Below are 23,529 nucleotides of genomic sequence, written 5' to 3'. Positions count from 1 at the left end.
TGAAAAAGAGTCTGACCGGCAATTTTAGCGTCTATTATTGGGGATAATTCTGAGAATAGCCTGCGTAAGTTGTTATAGTGGGCGTCGTTTTGCAGAATATTCTCCCGGAGAGACGATTCCACGCCCGCTTACAGGCCAGTGACCGATAATGATCAAAAAAATACTTTTCCCCGCTTCGATAGCGCTTCTGCTGGCCGGCTGCTCTTCATCAGAGCAGCCCGTCACCCACTACGCCCAGCGGGCAAAAGTTGACCCAACCCGCTCCCTGAGTATGGAGCACCTGTGCAAAGACCAGGCCGCGCACCGCTACAATACCGGCGCGCAGAAGATAGATGTGACCAGCTTCGAGCAGTTCCAGGGCAGCTATGAGCTGCGCGGCTCAACGCCGCGAAAAGAGAGCTTCGTCTGCGCTTTTGACGCTGACGGGCAGTTTTTGCATCTGTCGATGCGCTGAGCAGAGGCGAGCGGGCGCGCTATCGCGCCTTTTCCCCAATTTTCCCCAAACAATTCCCTTTCATACTGTATATCTCGCAGCCAGCGGGTATACTGGTCGCTTCCTTTAAATCCACACGTATCCAGCACGAAACAATATGCAAAAGTTTGATACCAGGACCTTCCAGGGCCTGATCCTGACCTTACAGGATTACTGGGCTCGTCAGGGCTGCACCATCGTTCAACCACTGGACATGGAAGTCGGCGCCGGCACCTCCCATCCGATGACCTGCCTGCGCGCCCTCGGCCCGGAGCCGATGGCGACCGCCTACGTGCAGCCATCCCGTCGCCCGACCGACGGCCGCTACGGTGAAAACCCGAACCGTCTGCAGCACTACTACCAGTTCCAGGTGGTTATCAAGCCGTCGCCGGACAATATTCAGGAGCTGTATCTCGGCTCGCTGAAAGAGCTGGGTATGGACCCGACCATCCACGATATCCGCTTCGTTGAAGATAACTGGGAAAACCCGACGCTGGGCGCCTGGGGACTCGGCTGGGAAGTGTGGCTCAACGGCATGGAAGTGACGCAGTTCACCTACTTCCAGCAGGTCGGCGGCCTGGAGTGCAAGCCGGTGACCGGCGAGATCACCTACGGTCTTGAGCGCCTGGCGATGTACATTCAGGGCGTGGACAGCGTCTACGATCTGGTCTGGAGCGACGGCCCGCTGGGCAAAACCACCTACGGCGATGTGTTCCACCAGAATGAAGTGGAGCAGTCCACCTACAACTTCGAGTATGCGGATGTGGACTTCCTGTTCACCTGCTTCGAGCAGTATGAGAAAGAAGCTCAGCAGCTGCTGGCGCTGGAAACCCCGCTGCCGCTGCCTGCCTACGAGCGCATTTTGAAGGCCGCCCACAGCTTCAACCTGCTGGATGCGCGTAAAGCCATCTCCGTCACCGAGCGTCAGCGCTACATCCTGCGCATCCGCACCCTGACCAAAGCGGTAGCTGAAGCCTACTACGCTTCCCGTGAAGCCCTCGGCTTCCCGATGTGCAACAAGACGAAATAAGAGGCGGCCATGTCTGAGAAAACATTCCTGGTGGAGATCGGCACTGAAGAGCTGCCACCAAAAGCCCTGCGCAGCCTGGCGGAATCCTTTGCTGCGAACTTTACCGCAGAGCTTGATAACGCGGGCCTCGGCTACGGCAAGGTCGAGTGGTTTGCTGCCCCGCGCCGCCTGGCGCTGAAAGTGGCGAATCTGGCGGCCTCCCAGCCGGATCGCGAAGTCGAAAAACGCGGCCCGGCGGTCTCTGCGGCCTTTGACGCCAGCGGCCAGCCGACCAAAGCGGCTGAAGGCTGGGCGCGCGGCTGCGGTATCACCGTTGACCAGGCCGAGCGCATGGTTACCGACAAGGGCGAATGGCTGCTGTATCGCGCCAGCGTCAAAGGCGAGAGCGCCGAAGCCCTGCTGGCGAATATGGTCGCCACCTCACTGTCGAAGCTGCCGATCCCGAAACTGATGCGCTGGGGCGCCTCCGACGTGCAGTTCGTGCGTCCGGTGCATACCGTAACGCTGCTGCTGGGCGAGACGCTCATTCCGGCAACTATTCTCGGCATTGCGTCCGATCGCGTGATCCGCGGCCACCGCTTTATGGGCGAGCCGGAGTTCACCATCGACAGCGCCGATCAGTATCCGCAGATCCTGCGGGAGCGCGGTAAGGTTATTGCCGACTACGAAGCGCGTAAGGCGATGATCAAGGCCGATGCCGAAGCGGCCGCGGCTAAAATTGGCGGCAAGGCGGACATGATTGAAAGCCTGCTGGAAGAGGTCACCTCGCTGGTCGAATGGCCGGTGGTGCTCACCGCCAAATTCGAAGAGAAGTTCCTCGCGGTGCCGTCCGAAGCGCTGGTTTACACCATGAAGGGCGACCAGAAGTACTTCCCGGTTTACTCCGCCGACGGCAAGCTGCTGCCGAACTTTATCTTTGTGGCCAACATCGAATCGAAAGATCCGCAGCAGATTATCGCCGGTAACGAGAAAGTGGTGCGTCCGCGTCTCGCCGACGCCGAGTTCTTCTTCAATACCGACCGTAAAAAGCGTCTGGAAGAGTACCTTCCGCGCCTGGATACGGTGCTGTTCCAGCAGCAGCTGGGCACCCTGCGCGATAAAACCGATCGCATCGAATCTCTGGCGGGCTGGATTGCCGGTCAGATTGGCGCCGACGTTAATCACGCAACCCGCGCGGGCCTGCTCTCCAAGTGCGACCTGATGACCAACATGGTCTTCGAGTTCACCGATACCCAGGGCGTGATGGGCATGCACTACGCGCGCCACGACGGCGAAGCGGAAGACGTGGCCGTTGCCCTCAACGAGCAGTACCAGCCGCGCTTTGCCGGCGATGCTCTGCCGTCGAGCCTGGTCTCCTGCGCCGTGGCGATCGCCGACAAAATGGATACCCTGGCGGGCATCTTCGGCATCGGCCAGCATCCGAAAGGCGATAAAGACCCGTTTGCCCTGCGCCGCGCCGCGCTGGGCGTGCTGCGCATCATCGTTGAGAAGAACCTCAACCTCGATCTGCAGAGCCTGACGGAAGAAGCGGTTCGCCTGTATGGCGAGAAGCTGACTAACGTTAACGTCGTGTCTGAGGTCGTCGACTTTATGCTCGGCCGCTTCCGCGCCTGGTATCAGGACGAAGGCTACGCCGTGGATACCATCCAGGCGGTGCTGGCCCGTCGCCCGACCCGTCCGGCTGATTTCGACGCCCGCGTGAAGGCGGTCTCGCATTTCCGCACGCTGGATGAGGCCGCTGCGCTGGCTGCCGCGAACAAGCGCGTATCGAATATTCTCGCCAAGTCAGACGAGACCCTGAACGACGCCATCCGCGCCTCGGTGCTGAAAGAAGATGCCGAAATTCGCCTGGCCACCCAGCTGGTGGTGCTGCATGACAAGCTGAAATCGGTGTTTGAAGAGGGCCGCTACCAGGAAGCCCTGAGCGAGCTGGCCGCCCTGCGCGAGCCGGTGGACCAGTTCTTCGAGAGCGTGATGGTCAACGTGGAAGATAAAGAGGTGCGCATCAACCGCCTGACGCTGCTCAGCGAGCTGCGCGAGCTGTTCCTGCAGGTTGCCGATATCTCTCTGCTGCAGTAAGCGCTTTAATGCACAACGGCCTCTGTTCAGAGGCCGTTTTCTTTTCACTGCCGCGAAGGCAGTATCGCTACGCTATCCGTTTGCCGGGGGCCGGGCTGGTCTGAATCAGCCGCATCAGCTTTAAGTCTGACGCCGACGGCTTTTCGCGCCGGGACTGCCACTCGCGCACGGTGGCGGCGCTTATTCCCATCGCGCGGGCAAATTCATCGGCCTTAAGGCCGGAGTTCGCTAACAGCTGGTCAAACTCGGTGAAGGCAGTGGGTTTTACGTTCAGGGTAACTGCCTGTACATCATCTTTAAAAACAATCTGCTCAAGGCTGCTGAGCAGTTCATGCATCGGATCTTTATATTCCATTCAGAACTCCTCTTAATCACACTGCGGGATCGTGAATACAGCGCCTTTTAAGCATAGTCAGTAAAGGAAAGAGGTGATCATAACGGAGGTGATTATTCGCGAGTTATTTATTGCTTTATACGATTCAGCGGCCGCAGGACCGCCACTAAGGTGCTGAAAACTGGACCGCCGCGGGCATTTGTAAATCGTGCGTAAAGCTGTGCAGCGGGGCGAACGCCGATGCGCATTCGCCCCGATTATCAGGCCTTCTGCGGGCGCTTGACCGGCGCAGAGGCGGCGGGCGCGCTGCGGCCAGCGGCCGCTTTGATCATCAGCGCAATCGCCGACAGCAGGGCGGGAATGGCCAGCAGGGTGAAGATAGTTTCAAAAGAGAGCTGGGCCTGCATCAGAAAGGCGCCGCTGAAGGCGCCCAGAATGCCGCCGAACCGGCCAATGCCCAGCATCCAGGCGACGCCGGTGGCGCGCCCCTGGGTTGGATAGAAGCCGGCGGCCAGGGCGGGCATCGACGACTGGGCGCCGTTCATGATGCTGCCGGCGATGAACACCATCACGCCCATCAGCAGCAGGCTGTGGGTGGAGAAGCCCACCAGGCAGACGAAGAGCGCGGTCAGCAGCCAGCCCGCCGCCACGACCTTGTTGGCGTTGAACTTGTCCATCAGCGCGCCGAGCACCAGCACGCCGATGCCGCCGCCGAGCGGGAAGAGGGCGGTGATGATCGAGGCCTGGCTCATGGTGGCGCCGGTTTCGCGGATCAGCAGCGGCAGCCAGCTGGTCAGCAGATAGAAAATCAGCAGCCCCATAAAGTAGGTAAAGCAGAGCATGACGGTCCCGAGGGCGTAGCGCGGCGAAAAGATCACGCCGATGGCAGATTTCTTCTCCACCTGGCCGCGCTCTTCCAGGACGAAGCGGGTCCCCGTCTCGACGGGGGCGATGCGCCGCAGAATGGCCGCAATCTGCGTCTGCGGGCGATGTTTGACCACCAGAAAACGCACCGACTCCGGCAGTAAAAACAGCAGGACGACCGCCAGCACCAGCGGCATGATCCCGCCGAGGATCAGCACGCTCTGCCAGCCGTAGTGGGGGATCATCCACGCCGAAATAAAGCCGCCCAGGGATGAACCCATCGGAAAGCCGACGAACATCAGGTTGACCATCAGCGCCCGGCGGCGCTCCGGCGCGTATTCGCTCATCAGGGTAGCGGCGTTGGGCATGGCGGCGCCGAGGCCAAGGCCGGTGAGGAAGCGCAGCAGCGCCAGCTGGTTGAGGCTGGTCGCTGCGGCGGTCAGCAGGCTAAAGCCGCCAAACACCAGAAGCGACAGGATCAGTACCTTCTTGCGGCCGATGCGGTCGGCCATCGGGCCGGCGGTCAGCGCGCCGACGGCAAGCCCCACCAGCGCCGCGCTCATCACCGGACCCAGATCCGATTTCTGTACGCCCCACTCCTGCACCAGATCGGAGGCAATGAAGCCGATAATAGCGGTATCGAAGCCGTCCATCGCGACGGCAGTAAAGCACAGCACAAGGATCATCCACTGATAGCGGGTAAAGGGACGATCGTTAATGAAGGCCTGGATATCGGTTGTTGTCTTTGTCATAGCGCGATTCCTGGAGGTCATGTTGTGCGATTACCGAACGTAAATTCGTTAATCGTTCATATAAGCTAACCATCAGGCGCCAGGTTCGACAATGCGGCGCGGGCAGGAAGCGTGCGATTATCGTACCCGGAGGCGGGGCGGTGGCGGGATACGGCAAAAAACTCGTTTCCCGTCATTACGTTAATGGTCCATCGCCCGGGCGCGCGATGGTCAGTAATTGTGATGAAAATAACAAATGGTTAACAATGGTGGTCGGTGCTTTTTTGTCTCCGCCAGGGCCTGAGGGGCTATCCTGCGAGCCTCAGCTGGACTATCCTTGTGGGCGTCCGGCACGCGTGTGCCGTTTTGCGCTTTTATGGCTGAAGGAGTAAGAAAAATGGCGACAGGAAAGTCCTGCTCTCGCTGGTTTGCGCCTGTTGCGGCGCTGTTAATGGTGGTTAGCCTGAGTGGGTGCTTCGATAAAGAGGGCGATCAGCGCAAGGCGTTTATCGACTTTCTGCAGAATACCGTGATGCGTAGCGGCGAACGTCTGCCGACGCTGACCAGCGATCAGAAAAAACAGTTCGGGCCGCTGGTCTCTGATTACGCCGTGCTCTACGGCTACGCCCAGCAGGTTAATCAGGCGATGGACGCCGGCCTGCGCCCGGTGGTGGACAGCGTCAATGCGATCCGCGTCCCGCAGGATTACCTCACCCAGCGCGAACCGCTGCGTCAGGCCAACGGTTCGCTCGGCGTGCTGAGCCAGCAGCTGGAGAATGCCAAAATGCAGGCGGATGCCGCCCACGCGGCGCTGAAGCAGAACGACGAGCTGAAGCCGGTGTTTGATAAGGCGTATGACAAGGTGGTGACCCAGCCCGCAGCGGCCATGCAGCCGCTGATCCCGGCGGCGCAGGTGTTTACCCAGCAGCTGGTGCAGGTGGGCGATTTTATTGCCCAGCAGGATACCCAGGTCAGCTTTGTGGCCAGCGGTATTCAGTTCCCGACCTCCCAGCAGGCGAGCCAGTACAACTCGCTGATTGGCCCGCTGGCCGCGCAGCACCAGGCGTTTAACCAGGCCTGGACTGCGGCAGTGAATGCAACGAAGTAAATAAAAGACGCGGTAAATAAAAAGGGGAGGCGCAGAACGCTTCCCCTCATCCCGGCCTTCTCCCCGGAGGGGAGAAGGAGAATCATCATTTCACCTGCGGATTCACGCAGTTCTTCTCTACTTTCCCGTCGAGCGCATTAATCAGGTTGTTCACCGCGTCTGCCGCCATGTTGTAGCGGGTTTCGTGGGTGGCGGAACCGATGTGCGGCAGGGCGACGACGTTCGGCAGGGTCAGCAGCTCGGACGCGTGCGGCAGCGGCTCCTGCTCAAATACGTCCAGCCCGGCGGCGTGGATCTCGCCGCTCTTCAGCGCTTCAATCAGCGCCTCTTCGTCCACCACCGGACCGCGCCCGGCGTTGATAAAGATGGCGGAAGACTTCATCTTTTTGAACTGCTCCGCGCCGAACAGGTGGCGGGTTTCGTCGGTCAGGGGCAGGATCAGACAGACGAAATCGGCTTCCTCCAGCAGGGCGTCCAGCTCGCAGTAGCGGGCGCCGAAGCGCTCCTCGGCCTCTGTGTGGTGGCGGCGGGCGTTATACAGTACCGGCATCCCGAAGCCCGCGTGGGCGCGCTGGGCCAGCGCCATGCCAATACGCCCCATGCCGACGATGCCGATGGTTTTATGGTGCACGTCAGTGCCGTACCAGTCCGGCCCGATGCTCTTCTGCCACTCGCCCGCCTTGACGCGCTCAGCGACTTCCACCACCCGGCGGGCGGTGCTCAGCACCAGCGCCATCAGCGTATCGGCCACCGTTTCGGTCAGCACCGTCGGGGTGTGCATCAGCACCACCTTACGGGCGGTCAGGGCGTCGACGTCGAAGTTGTCATAGCCCACGGAGACCGTAGAGGCCACGCGCAGGGCCGGCATCTTGTCGAGCAGCGCGGCGTCCACTTTGCCGCCCGCGCCCAGCAGACCCGCGGCTTGTGCAAATTCGGCGGCGTGCTGCTGCACGGTTTCCTCGCTCAGGTTAGGGACCCGGGTCACCGTAAAGAGCGCATCAAGGCGCTGTTCAAGATCGTCAGGCAGCTTCTTGTACAGAATGACGGACGGCTTCATCTTTTTCCTCCGAAAGCAAAATTCAGGCGTGGCGTGCGCCAGCGGGTAATTGCTGATTGTTAGCAGGCTTAACAATCAGAGTTAGCCATACTGAAGCGAAAAGCGCCACCCCCATGAAAATGTATGAGGCAGCCGGACTGCCGGTGGCACCGTTGAGGTAGCCGACAAACCAGGAGCCGCAGAATGAGCCCAGGGCGCCCATGCTGTTGATCAGCGCCATCGCGCCGCCGGCGACGTTGCGCGGCAGCATCTCCGGGATAATGGCGAAGAACGGGCCGTACGGCGCGTACATCGCGGCACCGGCGATGACCAGCAGGGTGTAGGAGATCCAGAAGTGGTTGGCGCCGACCGCCCAGGAGCCGATAAAGGCCAGCCCGCCGATCAGCAGCAGCGGCCAGACGAACAGCTTGCGGTTGTGCAGTTTGTCCGAGGCCCAGGAGACCACGATCATCGCGATGGTTGCCGCCAGGTAGGGCACCGAAGAGAGCCAGCCCACTTCCACCATGCCGAAGTTTTCGCCGCCGCTGCGGATAATGGACGGCAGCCACAGCACGAAGCCGTAGACGCCGATGCTCCAGGCAAAATACTGCATGCACAGCAGGATAACGTTGCGCGAGCGGAAGGCTTCGCCGTAGTTGCGCACCGCTTTAATGTTTTTCTGCTCGCTCTCCAGCTGCGCCTGCAGGGCAGACTTTTCGCTGTCGGAGAGCCAGCCCGCCTGCGCCGGCTTATCTTTAGCGATAAACCACCAGCAGAAGGCCCAGATCACCGCCGGAATGCCCTCAAAAATGAACATCTCGCGCCAGCCGAAGGCCTGGATCAGGTAGCCCGACACCACCGACATCCACAGCACCGTCACCGGGTTGCCGAGGATCAGGAAGGTGTTGGCCCGGGAGCGCTCGGACTGGGTAAACCAGTTGCTGATATAGATAAGCATCGCGGGCATCACCGCCGCTTCCACCACGCCGAGAATAAAGCGGATGGCGGCCAGCATCGGAATATTACTGACAATCCCGGTCAGCGAGGCGCAGCCGCCCCACAGGATCAGGCAGATGAAAATCAGCTTCTTCACGCTGCGGCGCTCGGCGTAAATGGCGCCGGGGATCTGGAAGAAGAAGTAGCCGAGGAAGAACAGGGCGCCCAGCAGGGAGGAGATCCCCTTGGTAATGCCGAGGTCGTCATTGATGCCGGCGGCTGAGGCAAAGCTGAAGTTAGCGCGGTCGAGGTACGCCAGGCTGTAGGTGATAAACACCACCGGCATGATGTACCACCAGCGTTTGAGAGCATTGGTTGAGCGGTTCATAAGCAGACCTCTGTTGTTGAGGGAGGCGCCGCCTCTGCCTGTAGGGTACAGAGCGGCATTTTTAATATAACTATGCTTCGCCGAGCGCTTCGCGCGTCGGCAGACCTTCGCTGTCTCCCTGGACCTGAATGGCCAGAGAGCCAATTTTGTTACCGCGCGCCACCGCCTGCGGCAGGGTTTTCCCTTCCAGCAGGGCGCTGATCACGCCGACGGCAAAGCCGTCGCCGGCGCCAACGGTATCGACGACGTTATCCACCTTCACCGCCGCGACCGCGCCTTCTTCACCGTCGGCGGTGCGGAACCACGCGCCGTCGGCGCCGGTTTTAATCACCACCGCCTTCACGCCGCGACGCAGGTAAAAATCGGCGATGCCTTCCGGCGTCTTTTCGCCGGTGAGAATTACGCCCTCTTTCAGCCCCGGCAGTACCCAGTCGGCCTGGAAGGCCAGACGGTTGAGCTTTTCCACCATCTCGGCCTCGCTCTTCCACAGCGACGGGCGCAGGTTGGGATCGAAGGAGAGGGTTTTGCCCGCGGCCTTCATAGCGGTCGCGGCGTGCTCCAGCAGCTCATAGGACGTGTGCGACAGGGCCGCGGCCACGCCGCTCAGGTGCAGATGGCGGGCGATGCTGAAGCATCCGGCGCGGAAATCCTCTTTGCTGAGGTGGCTGGCGGCGGAGCCTTTGCGGAAATACTCCACAGTGGGATCGGTTCCATTTTCAACTTTCGATTTCAGCTGAAAGCCGGTCGGATAGCGGGCGTCGAGGGTCACGCCCGAAGCGTCGATGCCCTCTTTTTTCAGCGAGTCGAGCACGAAGTGGCCGAAGCTGTCGTCGCCGACCCGGCTGACCCAGCTCACCTTCAGCCCCAGTCGGGCAAGGCCGGTGGCGACGTTCAGCTCGGCGCCGGCAATGCGTTTAAAAAAGTGCTCGACGCCGCTGAGTTCGCCCGGCTCCCGGGCCACAAACATCGCCATCGCCTCGCCGATGGTGATGACATCCAGTGCCTGCGTCATGATTCAGTCCTCGCGTAACAGGTTAACGTAGTGGCGGGTCACGGCAGTCAGGTCGCGGCCTTCCAGCGGAAATTCGATCCCGCGCGGCGCGTCGGCGGGAAGTTGGTTGAGCAGCGCGGCCCAGCGCGGATCGCTGTCCGGCGGCACTGCCCGCCAGTGGTGGTGGCCCGGCGCGGCGGCCTTAACATGAATATAGCCGACGCCGGGGGCCAGCATGCGCGCCGCCTCTTCCGGCGACTCGTCCACCCACAGCCAGTTGCCCATATCAAAGGTGAGGGCGACGGGCAGGCTGAGCACCTTCACCGCGGCTTTAAAGCGCTGCATTGGTGCCAGGCGGCCGTTTTCGGTCTGATCGTTTTCAATTGTCAGGGCGACGCCGCTGTCGGCGAGAATGGCGCGCAGCGGCGCGAGGGCGGCTTTGTGGGTAAAGTGGCCGAGCGAGAGCTTCAGCCACATCGCGTTAAGCACGTTGGCTTCCTGCAGCAGGGCGGGCAGACGCGGGTTCAGGCTGCCGTCGGGCTCAAACAGCGCTTCCGGCGCCGAGTAGCAGGCCTGCAGCCCGTGGCGTTCGATGTTTTCGCTCAGCTGGGGCAGGGCGTCCAGCGCCTGCGCGTCGAGCAGTTCCCGGCGGATCTCCACGCCGTCTGCGCCGGCGGCGGCGATAACGGGCAGCAGGGCCTGCTGTCCTCCCATGGCGGCTACGCGGTCATTTCCGTAAGCGGCGGTGACAACAATAATCTTTCTGGCCATCTGACGGCTCCACAGCGTTTTAACAATAGCTTTACTAATACGCTAAATGGAACCGGTTCCAAAGAAAAGCGGCATAAGGTCAATTTATGATCGCCATCACAAGAGAATTAGCGGCCGGTCGATCCCCGGACGATCAGTTCCCCGGAAAACAGCTGGTCGCGAACCGGCTCCCGGCTGCCGTTAATGCGCCGCACCACCTGTTCAACCGCCGCGTAGCCTATCTGCCAGGTCGGCTGCTTGAGGGTGGTGATGCCAACGCCCGCCAGCTCCGCCCACTCCAGTTCGTCAAAGCCGAGCAGGCCGATATCGCTGCCCCAGTTGAGACCCAGGCGTCTGAGCGAGCGGGCGACCTGCAGCGTCAGCGCGCCGTTGGCGCAGATCACCGCTTTGCACCTGCCGCGATTGTCGTAGTGGAACTGGCGCAGAACCTCGTCGAGCCGCGCGCCGTCGTTGAGGGACACCTCGCGGTTGCTGGCGCTGATATCGGGGTAGCGGGCAAGGGTGGTCTGAAAGGCGCCGAGCCGCTCCCGGCGGGTATTGACGGTGCCGAGCGGTTCGCTGAGAAACAGCAGCGCCTCAAAGCCCTGCTGGATCAGATGCTCCGTGGCGGTGGTGGCCGCCTGGACGTTATCCAGGCCGACGACGTCGCAGGCAAACTGCGGGATTTTGCGGTCGATAAGCACCATCGGCAGCGCCGACTGCTGGAGCCGGTTGAGGCCCTCTTCGCGCATCCCGACGGCGTTCACCACGATCCCCTCCACCTGATAGCTGCGCAGCAGATCGAGATAGTGCAGTTCCTGATCGACTTCGTTGTTGGTGTTACAGACCAGCGGCGTGAAGCCCTGCTCGCGGCAGGCGGCTTCAATCCCGCTGAGGACGTGGACAGAGTAGGGGTTGGTGATGTCGGCAATGATAAGCCCAATCAGGCGGGTGCGCCCGCGCTTGAGCCCGCGCGCCATCAGGCTGGGGCGATAGTCGAGTTCGGCGATGGCCTGCTCAATACGCGCCAGCAGCGCATCGGAAAGCAGATGCTTCTCGCCGTTAAGATAGCGCGATACGCTGGTTTTGCCGGTTTTTGCGGCTTTCGCCACATCGCTGATGGTGGCCCGCGCCTTGTTTGCCATGACTGCTTCCTCTGCCTGAATGTGTGAACACCTTAACGCGAAAATCGTTGCTGGCAAGCAGAATGGCAGGCGTGCCCGGCGCAAAGGCCGGGCGGAGGGGTTACTGCAGGGGACTGAGGGTGATTTCGACGCGGCGGTTCTGCGCTTTACCCTCGGCGGTGGCATTGCTGGCGATCGGGTTCGCCGGCCCCATGCCGCTGGTGCGGATGCGGCTGGCGGTCACGCCCTGGGTGATGAGCGAGCTGGCTACGGTATCGGCGCGCTGCTGGGACAGACGCATATTCAGTTCTTTGCTGCCGGTGCTGTCGGTAAAGCCCGCCACGTTCACTGCGGTTTTCTCATACTCTTTCAGCACCATCGCCACGCCGGTGAGCGTGTTGGCGCCCGCCGGTTTCAGGTTGGCGCTGCTGCTGTCAAAGGTCACGTTGTTCGGCATATTGAGGATGATGTTGTCCCCGCTGCGGGTGACGCTGACGCCGGTGCCGCGCATTTTCTCGCGCAGCTTCGCCTCCTGGACATCCATGTAGTAGCCGATGCCGCCGCCGACGGTGGCGCCCGCCGCGGCGCCAATCAGCGCGCCTTTCCCGCGGTGTTTTTTCGAGGCCAGGGCGCCGATGCCCGCGCCCGCCAGCGCGCCGATGCCGGCGCCAACGCCGGCTTTTGCCGGCTGCCTTTCGTTGGTGTAAGGGTTAGTGGTGCAACCCGAAATAACCAGCGCGCCGCTGACGGCAGCGGCAATGATAAGTACACGTTTTTTCATTCTGTTTCCTTCGATCTTTTTTTATTCTTTACCACCTCAGGCGTGGCGGGTGATTATGACGTCCATACCCGGAGAAGATGACGGGCAGATTGCCCAATTTTGTAAACAATATCGAGCGGCGGTAAACAGCGGTCGCAAAACAGCCTGCGCAGGTGAGACTTGGCCAATTCATCGACAACAAAAACAGTTCTGACGGCGGCCCACTGGGGGCCGATGCTGGTGGAGACCGACGGCGAGCGCGTGCTCTCCTCGCGCGGGGCGCTGCCCGGCACCTTTGAAAACTCGCTGCAGAGCGCGGTGCGCGATCAGGTGCACAGCCGGGCCAGGGTGCGCTGGCCGATGGTGCGCAAAGGCTTTCTCGCTTCGCCGGAGCGGCCGCAGGGCACGCGCGGCGACGATGAGTTTGTGCGGGTCAGCTGGGATGAGGCGCTGACCCTGATTGACCGTCAGCACCGGCGGATCCGCGACAGCTACGGGCCTGAATCCATTTTCGCCGGCTCCTACGGCTGGCGCTCTAACGGCGTGCTGCACAAGGCGGCGACGCTGCTGCAGCGCTATATGAGCCTCGCCGGCGGCTACGTCGGCCACCTGGGCGATTATTCGACCGGCGCGGCGCAGGCGATCATGCCCTACGTGGTCGGCGGCAACGAGGTCTACCAGCAGCAGACCAGCTGGCCGCTGATCCTTGAGCACACCGACGTGGTGGTACTGTGGAGCGCCAATCCGCTCAATACGCTGAAAATTGCCTGGAACGCCTCCGATGAGCAGGGCATCCCGTGGTTTGACCGCCTGCGCCGCAGCGGCAAAAAACTGATCTGCATCGATCCGATGCGATCGGAGACGGCGGAGTTCTTCGGCGAACGTATGGAGTGGATCGCCCCGCACATGGGCACCGACGTGGCGCTGATGCTCGGCATTGCCCATACGCTGGTGGAAAACGGCTGGCACGATGCGGACTTCCTGCAGCGCTGCACCACCGGCTACGACGTCTTCGCCCGCTATCTCAGCGGCGAGGGCGACGGCGTGGCAAAAACCGCCGAGTGGGCGGCGGCGATCTGCGGTGTTGATGCGGCGAAAATCCGCGAACTGGCGGCACTCTTCCACGAAAATACCACGATGCTGATGGCCGGCTGGGGGATGCAGCGCCAGCAGTTCGGCGAGCAGAAGCACTGGATGCTGGTGACCCTGGCGGCGATGCTGGGACAGATAGGCACGCCGGGCGGCGGGTTTGGTCTCTCTTACCATTTTGCTAACGGCGGCAATCCGACGCGGCGGGCGGCGGTCCTCGGCTCGATGCAGGGGTCGGTGGCCGACGGCACCGACGCGGTGGATAAAATTCCGGTGGCGCGCATCGTTGAGGCGCTGGAAAATCCCGGCGCGCCCTATCAGCACAACGGCATGGATCGGCACTTCCCGCACATCCGCTTTATCTGGTGGGCCGGCGGCGCTAACTTCACCCATCATCAGGACACTAATCGCCTGATCCGCGCCTGGCAGAAGCCGGAGCTGGTGGTGATTTCCGAATGCTTCTGGACCGCGGCGGCCCGCCATGCGGATATCGTGCTGCCCGCCACCACCTCCTTTGAGCGCAACGACCTGACGATGACCGGCGACTACAGCAACCAGCACCTGGTGCCGATGAAGCGGGTGGTGGCCCCGCGCGATGAGGCCCGGGATGATTTTGACGTGTTTGCCGATCTCAGCGAGCGCTGGGAAGCAGGCGGGCGGGCGCGCTTTACCGAAGGGAAAAGCGATCTGCAGTGGCTGGAAAGCTTCTACGCCATCGCCGCGCAGCGCGGGGGCAGCCAGCAGGTGACGCTGCCGCCGTTTAGCCAATTCTGGCAGGAGAATGCGCTGATCGAGATGCCGGAGAGCGAAGAGAACGCGCGCTTCGTGCGTTTTGCCGCCTTCCGCGCCGATCCGCAGGCCAATCCGCTGAAAACCGACAGCGGCAAAATTGAGATCTCTTCGGCGCGCATCGCCGGGTTTAAGTATGCCGACTGCCCGGGGCACCCCAGCTGGCTGGCGCCGGACGAGTGGCACGGCAATGCCGAGCCCGGCCAGCTGCAGCTGCTCTCTGCGCATCCGGCGCACCGCCTGCACAGCCAGCTGAACCACACCGCTTTGCGCGAGCGCTATGCGGTGGCGGGGCGCGAGCCGCTGACGCTGCATCCGGACGACGCCCGGGCGCGCGGTATTAATGACGGCGATCTGGTGCGGGTGTGGAACGCCCGCGGACAGGTGCTGGCCGGCGCGGTGGTTTCCGACGGCATTCGTCCCGGCGTTATCTGCCTGCACGAGGGCGCCTGGCCGGATCTGGACCGCGAGGCGGGCGGGATCTGTAAAAACGGCGCGGTGAACGTGCTGACCAAAGATCTGCCCAGCTCGAAGCTCGGCAACGGCTGCGCGGGCAACACCGCGCTGGCGTGGCTGGAGAAGTACAGCGGCCCGGCGCTGCCGGTTACGGCGTTTGATCCGCCTGCCAGCGCATAAGCCAGGTAGGCTGGCCGGTATCATCCTGCCAGGCGCAGTCCTCGATGCGAAAGCCCCGGGCGTGGTAGAAGTGTACCGCCCGGGTATTTTGCTGGTAGACCTCAAGGGTCAGGTCCGGGTAGCGCTGACAGACGTGGGCCAGCAGGGCCCGGCCAATGCCGCAGCCGATGGCCTGCGGCGCCACAAACAGCGCCCCGACGACGCAGGGCTCCATCACGCTGATAAAGCCTTTTATCTGCGCGTCCGCCTCCCAGACCCAGGTCCGGGAGGCGGGCAGGTAGACCTCCCGGACCAGCCGCTCATTCTCCTGCCAGTAGCCGGCGTCAATAAACGGATGCCCGTACTCGGTGCTTTCCCGCCACACCGCCAGCAGCGGGCGCAGATCGCTACTCTGCCAGGGCTGGATCATCGTCACCTCCGGGATAGCAGAAGCAGGTGGCCACGTGGTCATTAACCAGGCCGCTGGCCTGCATAAAGGCGTAGCAGATGGTTGACCCGATGAACTTGAAGCCGCGCTTTTTGAGCGCTTTTGAGAGGGCATCTGAGGCCGGCGTGGTCGCCGGGATCTCCGCAAGCGTTGCCGGGCGGTTCAGCCGGGGCTGTCCCTCGACAAAGGACCAGACAAACTCGCTGAACGGCTCGCCGGCCGCCTCCATTGCCAGAAACGCCCGGGCATTGGCGATAATGGCCTGAATTTTCCCGCGATGGCGAATGATGCCGGCATCCTGCACCAGCCGCTCGACGTCCTCTTCATCCATTGCCGCCACTTTTTGCGGGTCGAAATCATGAAAGGCGCGGCGGTAGTTTTCGCGTTTCCTGAGCACGGTTATCCACGACAGCCCCGCCTGCTGGCCCTCAAGGCAGAGCATTTCGAACAGCTTTTGCCCGTCGCGCTGGGGCACGCCCCACTCGCCGTCGTGGTAGCTGATGTAGAGCGGATCCTGTGTGGCCCAGCCGCAGCGTTCCATAGTCAAATGTCCTCTTCTATTTTATTCTCAGCCAGTCTTGACGAAAGAAATAAACTGGCAATAGTTTATTAATACACAGTGGTACAAAAATCATAATAGTAGCGCCGGTTTCGGCTCTCCCGGAGTCGTTATAATGATAATTAAGCGATGCAGTGGCTTACCGGGCCTTATTTGCCCGTTTTTTGCTCTTGCCGGAGCGGCCTGCCCGACCGCCGCGTTCGCCTGGCAACAGGAATATATCGTTACTGAGCCGCAAAGCGACAGTGCGGCGCGCTATACGTGGGATAGCGATCACCCGCCGCGTTACAATGATGTGCTGACGGAGCGGATTAATGCCTCTCTGGCACTGCCCGGCGTGGCCTTCACGCCGCCGGAAAGTTTGCCAATGGACGCCACGCGCACCCTCAGCATGCAGCTTAATATTCCGATTGGCGCCAATTTTACCACCGGGCCGGTGGCCAGCTGGCGCTATGACGGCACCTCTCAGTCTATCTGGAATGAGTTTGGCGACAGCGCCAGCACGGCGGCGCAAAACGATCCGCTGTGGCACGCCAGCGTCAGCACGCTGGGTTGGCGCATTAATAGCCAGCCGCTGTGGGGCGTGCACCCCTGGGCGCAGATAAGTTTTAACCAGCAGTTTGGTGAGAACCAGTGGAAGTCGCAGTCGGGCCTTAGCCGTACGCCGACGTCAACGCAGGACGGCAGCTGGCGGGACGTGACGCTGGGGGCGGACATGCTGCTGAATCCGAACTTCTCGGCCTACGCGTCGTTTTCTCAGGCCGACAATTTAACCGAAAGCACCAACTACATCTATATGATGGGAATGAGCGCCAGGTTTTAACATTCTCGCTTCTTTTAATTAGTGTTGTTTACGATGAAAACATAGCTTTGACAGTACGCTCAAGGCTAGTAACCACTCACTTTATTCTTCACGCGCCGCCGGCGATGTCATTCATTCCTGCTGCAGTGCATTTCATTCCGCGCTGGCGGCAGTTCATGCCTTTTTTCACCCCGCGCGAACGGCACTTCGCTAATTTAGGCAGCAGTTAATCTTCATAAGGCACCCTGCTATGAATGCTGCAATCAAACCTTCTACCCGCTGGCTGACGCTTATCGGCACCATCATTACCCAGTTTGCCCTCGGCTCGGTGTATACCTGGAGCCTGTTTAACGCCCCGCTGTCTGACAAACTCGGGCAGCCGGTCAGCCAGGTCGCCTTCTCATTTGGCCTGCTGAGCCTTGGCCTGGCGCTGTCATCCTCGGTGGCCGGTAAGCTGCAGGAGCGCTTCGGCGTGAAGCGCGTGACCATCGCCTCCGGTATTCTACTGGGCCTGGGCTTCATTCTTACCGCCCATGCCAATAACCTGATGATGCTCTGGCTGAGCGCCGGCGTGCTGGTGGGTATCGCCGACGGTGCGGGCTACCTGCTGACGCTCTCCAACTGCGTGAAATTCTTCCCGGAACGTAAAGGCCTTATCTCGGCCTTCGCCATCGGCGCCTACGGTCTGGGCAGCCTCGGTTTTAAATTCATCGACAGCCAGCTGCTGGCATCGGTCGGGCTGGAAAAAACCTTTACTATCTGGGGCGCTATCGTTCTGGTGATGATCGTCTTCGGCGCGATGCTGATGAAAGACGCTCCGCGTCAGGAAGTGAAAACCGTCAACGGCGTAACCGAGAACGACTTCACCCTGGCGCAGTCGATGCGTAAACCGCAGTACTGGATGCTGGCGGTGATGTTCCTGACCGCCTGCATGAGCGGCCTGTACGTTATCGGCGTGGCAAAAGATATTGCTCAGGGCATGGTTCACCTTGACGTGATGACTGCCGCCAACGCCGTCACCGTTATCTCTATCGCTAACCTGAGCGGCCGCCTGGTGCTGGGTATCCTCTCCGATAAAATTGCCCGCATCCGCGTTATCACCATCGGTCAGATTATCTCTCTGGTTGGTATGGCGGCCCTGCTGTTCGCACCGCTGAATGCCGTAACCTTCTTTGCCGCTATCGCCTGCGTCGCCTTTAACTTCGGCGGTACCATCACCGTTTACCCTTCACTGGTCAGCGACTTCTTTGGTATCAACAACCTGGCGAAAAACTACGGCGTGATTTACCTCGGCTTCGGTATCGGCAGCATCTGCGGGTCAATCATCGCTTCGCTGTTCGGCGGCTTCTACGTCACCTTCTGCGTCATCTTCGCCCTGCTGATCCTCTCCCTGGCGCTGTCGACCACTATCCGCCAGCCCCAGCGCGAATCGCTGCGCCAGGCGCACGCCTGATAGCATCCGGCGTGACATTAAAGAAAGAGGCCCGCGTTATTACGCGGGCCTCTGCTTTTAGAGTGCCAGAACGCGGCTACTGCTTCTCCGGCAGGGCCCAGGCGAGAACATAGTCGCCGACCGGCGTTTCCATAAAGTGGTGGCCGGCGGCAACGATAACCAGGTACTCCCGGCCATTCTGGGTGTAGATCATCGGGTTCGCCTGGCCGCCCGCCGGCAGCGGCGTGCTCCAGACGGTTTTGCCAGTGTTGATATCGATAGCGCGGATCAGGTCGTCCGTGGCGGCGGCGATAAAGATCAGGCCGCTGGCGGTGACCACCGAGCCGCCGTTATTTGGCGTACCGATGTTGATGGGCAGACCGGACGGAATGCCAAATGGGCCGTTGCGGCGCGCGGTGCCCAGCGGACGATCCCAGAGCGTGCGGCCATCGCGTACGTCAATGGCGCGAATCCCGCCGTAGGGCGGTTCTTTACAGAGCATCCCGGTAAACGGCAGGCGCCAGCCGGCGTTGACGTTTACCGCATAGGGCACGCCGGTTTGCGGATCGCCGGCGCCTTCCGCATGGCCGTGGTCGTCAGGATTGGCATCCATCTCATCACGCGGCTTCCAGCCCAGCGCATCGGCTTTCGCTCTCGGCACCAGGATGTTGTAGTTAGGCATATCGTTATAGTTGGCGATGATGATGCCGCGGTTGGGATCGAAAGCGACGCTGCCCCAGTCGGATCCGCCGTTATAGCCCGGATACTCGATGCTGTGGCGCACGGACTCTGGCGGGGTGTACTGGCCTTTGTAGGCGGCTTTCTGGAACTGAATGCGGCACACCATCTGGTCGAACGGCGTCAGCCCCCACATATCTTTCGGCGTCAGATCCGGCTTACTGAGGTGGTGGAACAGCGAGTAGGGCTGCGTGGGCGAGCGAGCCTCCGGCTCTGCGCCGCCGCCGGGCACTTTGCGCTCTTCGACGCCGAACAGCGATTTCCCGTTCCGGCGGTCAAGAACGTAGATTTCGCCCTGCTTGGTCGGATAGATAATGGCCGGAATTTTTTCGCCGTTCTTGCCCGGATAGTCAAACAGCGTTGGCTGCGAGCCGGGATCGTAGTCCCAGACGTCTTTGTGTGCGCTCTGGAACGACCACACCGGCAGGCCGGTATTGATATCCAGGGCGGTGAGCGTCACGGCATATTTCAGCTCCTCGGCCGTGCGGGTGCTGCTCCAGTAATCGCCGGAGGCATTAGCGACAGGCAGGTACACGAGGCCCAGCTTATCGTCGCCGGTAAACGAGGTCCAGACATCCGGTGAGCCGCGCTTGTAGGCATTCGGGCCGGATTTCGGCGTTGCGGTATCGGGCGCCGCGGCGTCCCAGGCCCACTTCAGCGCCCCGGTGCGCACGTCATAGGCTTTAATCACGCCCGGCGGGCCAAAGGCGCGCTGACCGTCAATGGTCTGGTGGGCCACCACCAGAGTATCGCGAATGACCACCGGCGCCGAGTTGATGGCCACATAGCCTTCGTAAACTTCGCCCATATCCGCCGCCAGATTAACGGTGCCATTGTTGCCGAAGCTGCGGCATACCTCGCCGGTTTTCGCATTCAGTTCAATGATCCGCGCATCCAGCGTGCCGAGAATAATACGCTGGTCGCACTCGCCGCCCTGGCCTGCACCTGAGGCCGCCGGCGCGGAGACCGATTGGCTGGCGGTGACGTGGCTGTTGGTGGTGGCATCAAACCAGGTCAGGCCGCGGCACGCGGCCGTATAGGGGATTGATTTGTCGTCGACTTTCGGGTCGAAGTGCCACTTTTCTTTTCCTGTCGCCGCATCCAGGGCGAATACGCGGTTACGCGCTGAGCAGGTGTAGAGTGTATCGCCAACTTTAATCGGGGTATTCTCAGCGCCCCAGCGGGTTTTCGGCAGATCGCCGGTCCTGAACTGCCAGGCGAGCTTCAGGTCCTTAACGTTTTGCGGGGTTATCTGGGTGCTGTTTACAAAGCGCTGGGAAGCCAGAGAGCCACCGTAGGTGTACCAGTCGCCGCTATCGGGCCTGGAGGCTTTACCGCTGCCGGTATCGGTCGCGAAGGTATTATCACCGGCGGCGGGCATGCCGCTGGCCGGCGTTACGTTCAGCGCGGTGAAGGGAATGATAGCGGCGGCGGCGAATCCGGCGATAAATATGACACCAAGCGTGCGGGAGAACGCGCGGCTGACGCCGGGCGCCAGGCCCGGCAACTGAAAGGCAAAGACAATACCCAGCAGCAGCATCAGGTCAAAGCGGGGAACCCAGCCCCAGTAGTCGAGACCGGACTCATATATCGTCCACAGCAGCGTGCCGATAAAGACCAGCGCGAACCAGTACACCGCGCTGCGCCTCCTGGCAAAAATCAGCAGCGCCGCGATGATGGAGCCCGCGCCCGCCAGCAGGTAATACCAGCTTCCGCCCACGGCGGCGAGATACCCGCCGCCAACGGCCATTGCCAGACCGAATATCAGCAGCACGGCGGCAAATATTTTGTTCCAGACCGACAGTCCGGGCGTTCGATGTATCGTCGTCAAGATGGTGTCCTTGTGTGGATGAATTTTCGACTGGTTTCTATGTCTATAACAAAATACTTACAATTTATTGACAAAAAAGCACATGAGCTGAATTAACTTTAGACATTAGCCTGATGGGGCGCTGCAGAGGGAGATTTATCTGAAGATTGTGCCCCTGGGGATACGCCCCGGCGCACAGGGGCTAAAAGCAGGAAGGCGATGGCGGGCTGCCGCCATCGCGAATTTGTGTAAAATTTTGTCCAGTCTTGTCCGAACGTGACACTTTTCTCCCGCACGGCGGTCTACTCTCAAGCGCTTGTAGACGTTTCTTATTACCGTATCAGACGCTTTACCTTAGGCTGCCCGCGTTTCCTACGTTGCGTAGGCTGCTTTTTTTGTATTCCCTTTACCAGGGTTTTGCTTGCATGAAATACATTAACGCTTTGACGCAGCAGAAACTTTGCCTGTTTCTGGCTGTGTATATCGGACTGTTTCTGAACGGCGCGGTGCTGTTCAGGCGGCTTGAAGGCTATTTTGCAAATTTTACCTTTAAAAACGGTATATTGGCCTTTATTGAACTGTCCGGTTCAATCCTCGCCACGTTTGTTCTGCTGCGGCTGCTGTCGCTGTTCGGACGCCGGACGTGGCAGATCCTGACGTCGCTTATCGTGGTGATCTCCGCGGCCGCCAGCTACTACATGACTTTTCTCAACGTTATCATCGGCTACGGCATTGTCGCCTCGGTGATGACCACGGATGTCGATCTCTCTAAAGAGGTGGTAAGCGTCTGGCAGATAGCCTGGACCGTGTTGGTGAGCCTGCCGCCGCTGTTCTTTATCTGGAGCAACCGTTCGCAGGTGACGCTTCAGCATCAGCTGCGTACCCGCGGCCTGCGGCTGCGCAGCGCGCTGGTAATGATTGCCGCCGGGCTGCTGGTCTGGGCGCCGATAAGGCTGATGGACATTCAGCAAAAGCAGATGGAGCGGGCGACCGGGGTCGATATGCCGAGCTACGGCGGCGTGGTGGCCAACTCTTATCTGCCCTCCAACTGGCTCTCGGCGCTGGGGCTGTACGCCTGGGCGCAGGTAGATGAGACGTCCGACAGCCAGTCGCTGATCAATCCGGCGAAAAAGTTCAGCTACGTCGCGCCGGACGGTGCACTGGATGATACCTACGTGGTCTTTATCATCGGCGAAACCACCCGCTGGGACCATATGGGGATCCTCGGCTACGACCGGGACACCACGCCGAAGCTCGCCCAGGAGAAGAACCTGGCGGCTTTCCGCGGCACATCCTGCGATACGGCCACCAAGCTCTCCCTGCGCTGCATGTTCGTGCGCGAGGGCGGGGCAGAGGATAATCCCCAGCGTACCCTGAAAGAGCAGAACGTGTTTGCGGTACTCCGCCAGCTCGGCTTCAGCTCAGATCTGTTCGCGATGCAGAGCGAGATGTGGTTTTACAGCAACACCATGGCGGATAACATTGCCTACCGCGAGCAGATCGGCGCCGAGCCGCGCAACCGCGGCAAGCGGGTGGACGACATGCTGCTGCTTGACGAAATGGCGCTGTCGCTGCAGGAGCATCCGCAGGGTAAACACCTGATTGTGCTGCACACCAAAGGCTCCCACTACAGCTACTACCAGCGCTACACCCGCGACTTCGCGAAGTGGACGCCGGAATGTAAGCATCTGAACAACGGCTGCAGCAAAGCGGAGCTGATTAACGCCTACGATAACTCGGTGCTCTATACGGACGCTTTTATTAGCCGGGTGCTGGATCAGGTGCGCGATAAGAAAGCGATCGTTTTTTACGCGGCGGACCACGGCGAGTCGATTAACGACCGCGAGCGCCTGCACGGCACGCCGCGCAAGCTGGCGCCGCCGGAGCAGTTCCGGGTGCCGATGCTGGTGTGGATGTCCGACAAGTATCTGGAGGAGCCGTCCCACGCGCGGGCGCTGGCGCATCTGCAGCAGCAGGCGAAGGGCGATACACCGCACCGCCATGAGGAGCTGTACGACACGCTGCTGGGCTGTCTGGGCTATACTTCCCCGGACGGCGGCATCAATGAGAACAACAACTGGTGCCACCTTCCGGCGGCGAAGAAATAGCCGGATGGCGAGTTTATCGCCGGTTGAATCTCTTTATGAAGAAAAGGGATTGACGGGGTAGGGGGACAGCAGTAAGATGCGCCCCGCATTCGGTGATTGGCGCAGCCTGGTAGCGCACTTCGTTCGGGACGAAGGGGTCGGAGGTTCGAATCCTCTATCACCGACCAAATTAAAAAAAAGCCTGCTCATTGAGCAGGCTTTTTTGCGTTTACGGCAGGAGAGGAGTCGAACCTCCGGGGGCAGAGGTTCGATTCGAGCGGAGCGAGAAAACGTTGCTTTAGCAACGGCCCGCAGGGCGAGCCGCGCAGCGGCGAGTCATCCTCTATCACCGACCAAATTAAAAAAAAGCCTGCTCGTTGAGCAGGCTTTTTTGCATTTACGGCAGGAGAGGAATTGAACCTCCGAGGGCAGAGGTTCGATTCGAGCGGAGCGAGAAAACGTTGCTTTAGCAACGGCCCGCAGGGCGAGTCGCGAAGCGGCGAGTCATCCTCTATCACCGACCAATTTTAAAAAGCCTGCTCATCGAGCAGGCTTTT

At 60.8% G+C, this 23,529-nt stretch carries 19 protein-coding genes, 1 tRNA gene and 2 other RNA genes; 11 read left to right on the top strand and 11 right to left on the bottom strand.

The window, feature by feature from the left end; genetic code table 11:
• Positions 1-148: 148 nt before the first annotated feature.
• From ENGE1_RS20105 to glyS, 3 genes are all read left to right on the top strand, one after another.
• Positions 149-454 (top strand): YsaB family lipoprotein, encoded by a 306-nt coding sequence (locus ENGE1_RS20105; RefSeq protein WP_048254948.1) that lies wholly within the window; start codon positions 149-151, stop codon positions 452-454.
• Positions 455-590: 136 nt separating this feature from the next.
• Positions 591-1,502 (top strand): glycine--tRNA ligase subunit alpha, encoded by a 912-nt coding sequence (gene glyQ / locus ENGE1_RS20100; protein WP_043081035.1) that lies wholly within the window; start codon positions 591-593, stop codon positions 1,500-1,502.
• Positions 1,503-1,511: 9 nt separating this feature from the next.
• Positions 1,512-3,581, top strand: a complete 2,070-nt coding sequence (gene glyS, locus ENGE1_RS20095; protein WP_048254946.1) for a glycine--tRNA ligase subunit beta — start codon at positions 1,512-1,514, stop codon at positions 3,579-3,581.
• Positions 3,582-3,648: 67 nt separating this feature from the next.
• Here glyS and ENGE1_RS20090 read toward each other — a convergent pair whose 3' ends face one another.
• Entirely contained in the window at positions 3,649-3,936 is a 288-nt protein-coding gene (locus ENGE1_RS20090; protein WP_048254945.1) for an HTH-type transcriptional regulator, read from the bottom strand.
• A 239-nt stretch (positions 3,937-4,175) separates the two neighbouring features.
• Positions 4,176-5,531, bottom strand: coding sequence for an MFS transporter (locus ENGE1_RS20085; RefSeq protein WP_048254944.1), 1,356 nt, complete (start codon positions 5,529-5,531; stop codon positions 4,176-4,178).
• A 376-nt stretch (positions 5,532-5,907) separates the two neighbouring features.
• Here ENGE1_RS20085 and ENGE1_RS20080 point away from each other — a divergent pair, with 376 nt between their 5' ends.
• The gene (locus ENGE1_RS20080; protein ID WP_043081030.1) at positions 5,908-6,618 is read left to right on the top strand and encodes a DUF3053 domain-containing protein; all 711 of its coding nucleotides are present in this window, start codon (positions 5,908-5,910) and stop codon (positions 6,616-6,618) included.
• Positions 6,619-6,703: 85 nt separating this feature from the next.
• On the opposite strand, the gene ghrB is transcribed toward ENGE1_RS20080, so the two are convergent.
• The 6 genes from ghrB to ENGE1_RS20050 form a co-directional block, all read right to left on the bottom strand.
• A complete protein-coding gene (gene ghrB, locus ENGE1_RS20075; RefSeq protein WP_048254943.1) occupies positions 6,704-7,675 on the bottom strand; it encodes a glyoxylate/hydroxypyruvate reductase GhrB in 972 nt (323 codons plus the stop codon).
• A gap of 22 nt (positions 7,676-7,697) precedes the next feature.
• Positions 7,698-8,978, bottom strand: a complete 1,281-nt coding sequence (locus ENGE1_RS20070; RefSeq protein ID WP_048254940.1) for an MFS transporter — start codon at positions 8,976-8,978, stop codon at positions 7,698-7,700.
• A 70-nt stretch (positions 8,979-9,048) separates the two neighbouring features.
• Entirely contained in the window at positions 9,049-9,990 is a 942-nt protein-coding gene (locus ENGE1_RS20065; protein WP_048254939.1) for a sugar kinase, read from the bottom strand.
• A 3-nt stretch (positions 9,991-9,993) separates the two neighbouring features.
• On the bottom strand, positions 9,994-10,740 hold the full coding sequence (locus ENGE1_RS20060) for a sugar phosphate isomerase/epimerase family protein (RefSeq protein WP_045289988.1): 747 nt from the start codon (positions 10,738-10,740) through the stop codon (positions 9,994-9,996).
• Between the two features lie 107 nt (positions 10,741-10,847).
• Positions 10,848-11,864, bottom strand: coding sequence for a LacI family DNA-binding transcriptional regulator (locus tag ENGE1_RS20055; protein WP_043081025.1), 1,017 nt, complete (start codon positions 11,862-11,864; stop codon positions 10,848-10,850).
• Positions 11,865-11,964: 100 nt separating this feature from the next.
• The gene (locus ENGE1_RS20050; RefSeq protein ID WP_043081024.1) at positions 11,965-12,624 is read right to left on the bottom strand and encodes an OmpA family lipoprotein; all 660 of its coding nucleotides are present in this window, start codon (positions 12,622-12,624) and stop codon (positions 11,965-11,967) included.
• Between the two features lie 159 nt (positions 12,625-12,783).
• Between ENGE1_RS20050 and ENGE1_RS20045 the strand changes: the two genes are divergently transcribed.
• Positions 12,784-15,117 (top strand): molybdopterin guanine dinucleotide-containing S/N-oxide reductase, encoded by a 2,334-nt coding sequence (locus ENGE1_RS20045; protein WP_043081023.1) that lies wholly within the window; start codon positions 12,784-12,786, stop codon positions 15,115-15,117.
• On the opposite strand, the gene ENGE1_RS20040 is transcribed toward ENGE1_RS20045, so the two are convergent.
• Together ENGE1_RS20040 and tag are read right to left on the bottom strand one after the other, a co-directional pair.
• Positions 15,086-15,526: an N-acetyltransferase gene (locus tag ENGE1_RS20040; RefSeq protein ID WP_048273377.1), complete on the bottom strand. Its 441-nt coding sequence runs from the start codon at positions 15,524-15,526 to the stop codon at positions 15,086-15,088. The two genes, ENGE1_RS20045 and ENGE1_RS20040, sit on opposite strands and share 32 nt — an antisense overlap.
• Positions 15,504-16,085, bottom strand: coding sequence for a DNA-3-methyladenine glycosylase I (gene tag, locus ENGE1_RS20035; RefSeq protein WP_048254933.1), 582 nt, complete (start codon positions 16,083-16,085; stop codon positions 15,504-15,506). Before tag ends, ENGE1_RS20040 begins: the two co-directional genes overlap by 23 nt.
• 133 nt (positions 16,086-16,218) lie before the next feature.
• Between tag and ENGE1_RS20030 the strand changes: the two genes are divergently transcribed.
• Together ENGE1_RS20030 and ENGE1_RS20025 are read left to right on the top strand one after the other, a co-directional pair.
• Complete coding sequence (locus tag ENGE1_RS20030; RefSeq protein ID WP_043081020.1) at positions 16,219-16,926, top strand: autotransporter domain-containing protein; 708 nt, start codon at positions 16,219-16,221, stop codon at positions 16,924-16,926.
• Between the two features lie 229 nt (positions 16,927-17,155).
• A complete protein-coding gene (locus ENGE1_RS20025; protein ID WP_043081019.1) occupies positions 17,156-18,358 on the top strand; it encodes an L-lactate MFS transporter in 1,203 nt (400 codons plus the stop codon).
• 76 nt (positions 18,359-18,434) lie between these two features.
• On the opposite strand, the gene ENGE1_RS20020 is transcribed toward ENGE1_RS20025, so the two are convergent.
• Complete coding sequence (locus tag ENGE1_RS20020; RefSeq protein ID WP_225823450.1) at positions 18,435-20,906, bottom strand: membrane-bound PQQ-dependent dehydrogenase, glucose/quinate/shikimate family; 2,472 nt, start codon at positions 20,904-20,906, stop codon at positions 18,435-18,437.
• Positions 20,907-21,310: 404 nt separating this feature from the next.
• On the opposite strand from ENGE1_RS20020, the gene eptB reads away from it, so the two are divergent.
• The 4 genes from eptB (at position 21,311) to ENGE1_RS20000 (ending at position 23,496) form a co-directional block, all read left to right on the top strand.
• Positions 21,311-22,993: a kdo(2)-lipid A phosphoethanolamine 7''-transferase gene (eptB, locus tag ENGE1_RS20015; protein ID WP_048254930.1), complete on the top strand. Its 1,683-nt coding sequence runs from the start codon at positions 21,311-21,313 to the stop codon at positions 22,991-22,993.
• A 90-nt stretch (positions 22,994-23,083) separates the two neighbouring features.
• Positions 23,084-23,160 (top strand) — tRNA-Pro (locus ENGE1_RS20010).
• A 35-nt stretch (positions 23,161-23,195) separates the two neighbouring features.
• Positions 23,196-23,328: non-coding RNA, RtT sRNA (locus tag ENGE1_RS20005), on the top strand.
• Positions 23,329-23,363: 35 nt separating this feature from the next.
• A non-coding RNA gene (locus tag ENGE1_RS20000) (RtT sRNA) lies at positions 23,364-23,496 on the top strand.
• Positions 23,497-23,529: the final 33 nt, after the last annotated feature.

Origin of the sequence: Pluralibacter gergoviae ATCC 33028 = NBRC 105706 (assembly GCF_001598855.1) — a bacterium.
GTDB classification, from domain to species: domain Bacteria; phylum Pseudomonadota; class Gammaproteobacteria; order Enterobacterales; family Enterobacteriaceae; genus Pluralibacter; species Pluralibacter gergoviae.
This window is presented reverse-complemented; position numbering and strand designations above follow the sequence as displayed.

What these genes read in the sequence shown, in the direction of transcription:
- ENGE1_RS20105 (WP_048254948.1), top strand. Translation starts at nt 149, where the DNA reads ATGATCAAAAAAATACTTTTCCCCGCTTCGATAGCGCTTCTGCTGGCC.
- glyQ (WP_043081035.1), top strand. Translation starts at nt 591, where the DNA reads ATGCAAAAGTTTGATACCAGGACCTTCCAGGGCCTGATCCTGACCTTA.
- glyS (WP_048254946.1), top strand. Translation starts at nt 1,512, where the DNA reads ATGTCTGAGAAAACATTCCTGGTGGAGATCGGCACTGAAGAGCTGCCA.
- ENGE1_RS20090 (WP_048254945.1), bottom strand. Translation starts at nt 3,936, where the DNA reads ATGGAATATAAAGATCCGATGCATGAACTGCTCAGCAGCCTTGAGCAG.
- ENGE1_RS20085 (WP_048254944.1), bottom strand. Translation starts at nt 5,531, where the DNA reads ATGACAAAGACAACAACCGATATCCAGGCCTTCATTAACGATCGTCCC.
- ENGE1_RS20080 (WP_043081030.1), top strand. Translation starts at nt 5,908, where the DNA reads ATGGCGACAGGAAAGTCCTGCTCTCGCTGGTTTGCGCCTGTTGCGGCG.
- ghrB (WP_048254943.1), bottom strand. Translation starts at nt 7,675, where the DNA reads ATGAAGCCGTCCGTCATTCTGTACAAGAAGCTGCCTGACGATCTTGAA.
- ENGE1_RS20070 (WP_048254940.1), bottom strand. Translation starts at nt 8,978, where the DNA reads ATGAACCGCTCAACCAATGCTCTCAAACGCTGGTGGTACATCATGCCG.
- ENGE1_RS20065 (WP_048254939.1), bottom strand. Translation starts at nt 9,990, where the DNA reads ATGACGCAGGCACTGGATGTCATCACCATCGGCGAGGCGATGGCGATG.
- ENGE1_RS20060 (WP_045289988.1), bottom strand. Translation starts at nt 10,740, where the DNA reads ATGGCCAGAAAGATTATTGTTGTCACCGCCGCTTACGGAAATGACCGC.
- ENGE1_RS20055 (WP_043081025.1), bottom strand. Translation starts at nt 11,864, where the DNA reads ATGGCAAACAAGGCGCGGGCCACCATCAGCGATGTGGCGAAAGCCGCA.
- ENGE1_RS20050 (WP_043081024.1), bottom strand. Translation starts at nt 12,624, where the DNA reads ATGAAAAAACGTGTACTTATCATTGCCGCTGCCGTCAGCGGCGCGCTG.
- ENGE1_RS20040 (WP_048273377.1), bottom strand. Translation starts at nt 15,526, where the DNA reads ATGATCCAGCCCTGGCAGAGTAGCGATCTGCGCCCGCTGCTGGCGGTG.
- tag (WP_048254933.1), bottom strand. Translation starts at nt 16,085, where the DNA reads ATGGAACGCTGCGGCTGGGCCACACAGGATCCGCTCTACATCAGCTAC.
- ENGE1_RS20030 (WP_043081020.1), top strand. Translation starts at nt 16,219, where the DNA reads ATGATAATTAAGCGATGCAGTGGCTTACCGGGCCTTATTTGCCCGTTT.
- ENGE1_RS20025 (WP_043081019.1), top strand. Translation starts at nt 17,156, where the DNA reads ATGAATGCTGCAATCAAACCTTCTACCCGCTGGCTGACGCTTATCGGC.
- eptB (WP_048254930.1), top strand. Translation starts at nt 21,311, where the DNA reads ATGAAATACATTAACGCTTTGACGCAGCAGAAACTTTGCCTGTTTCTG.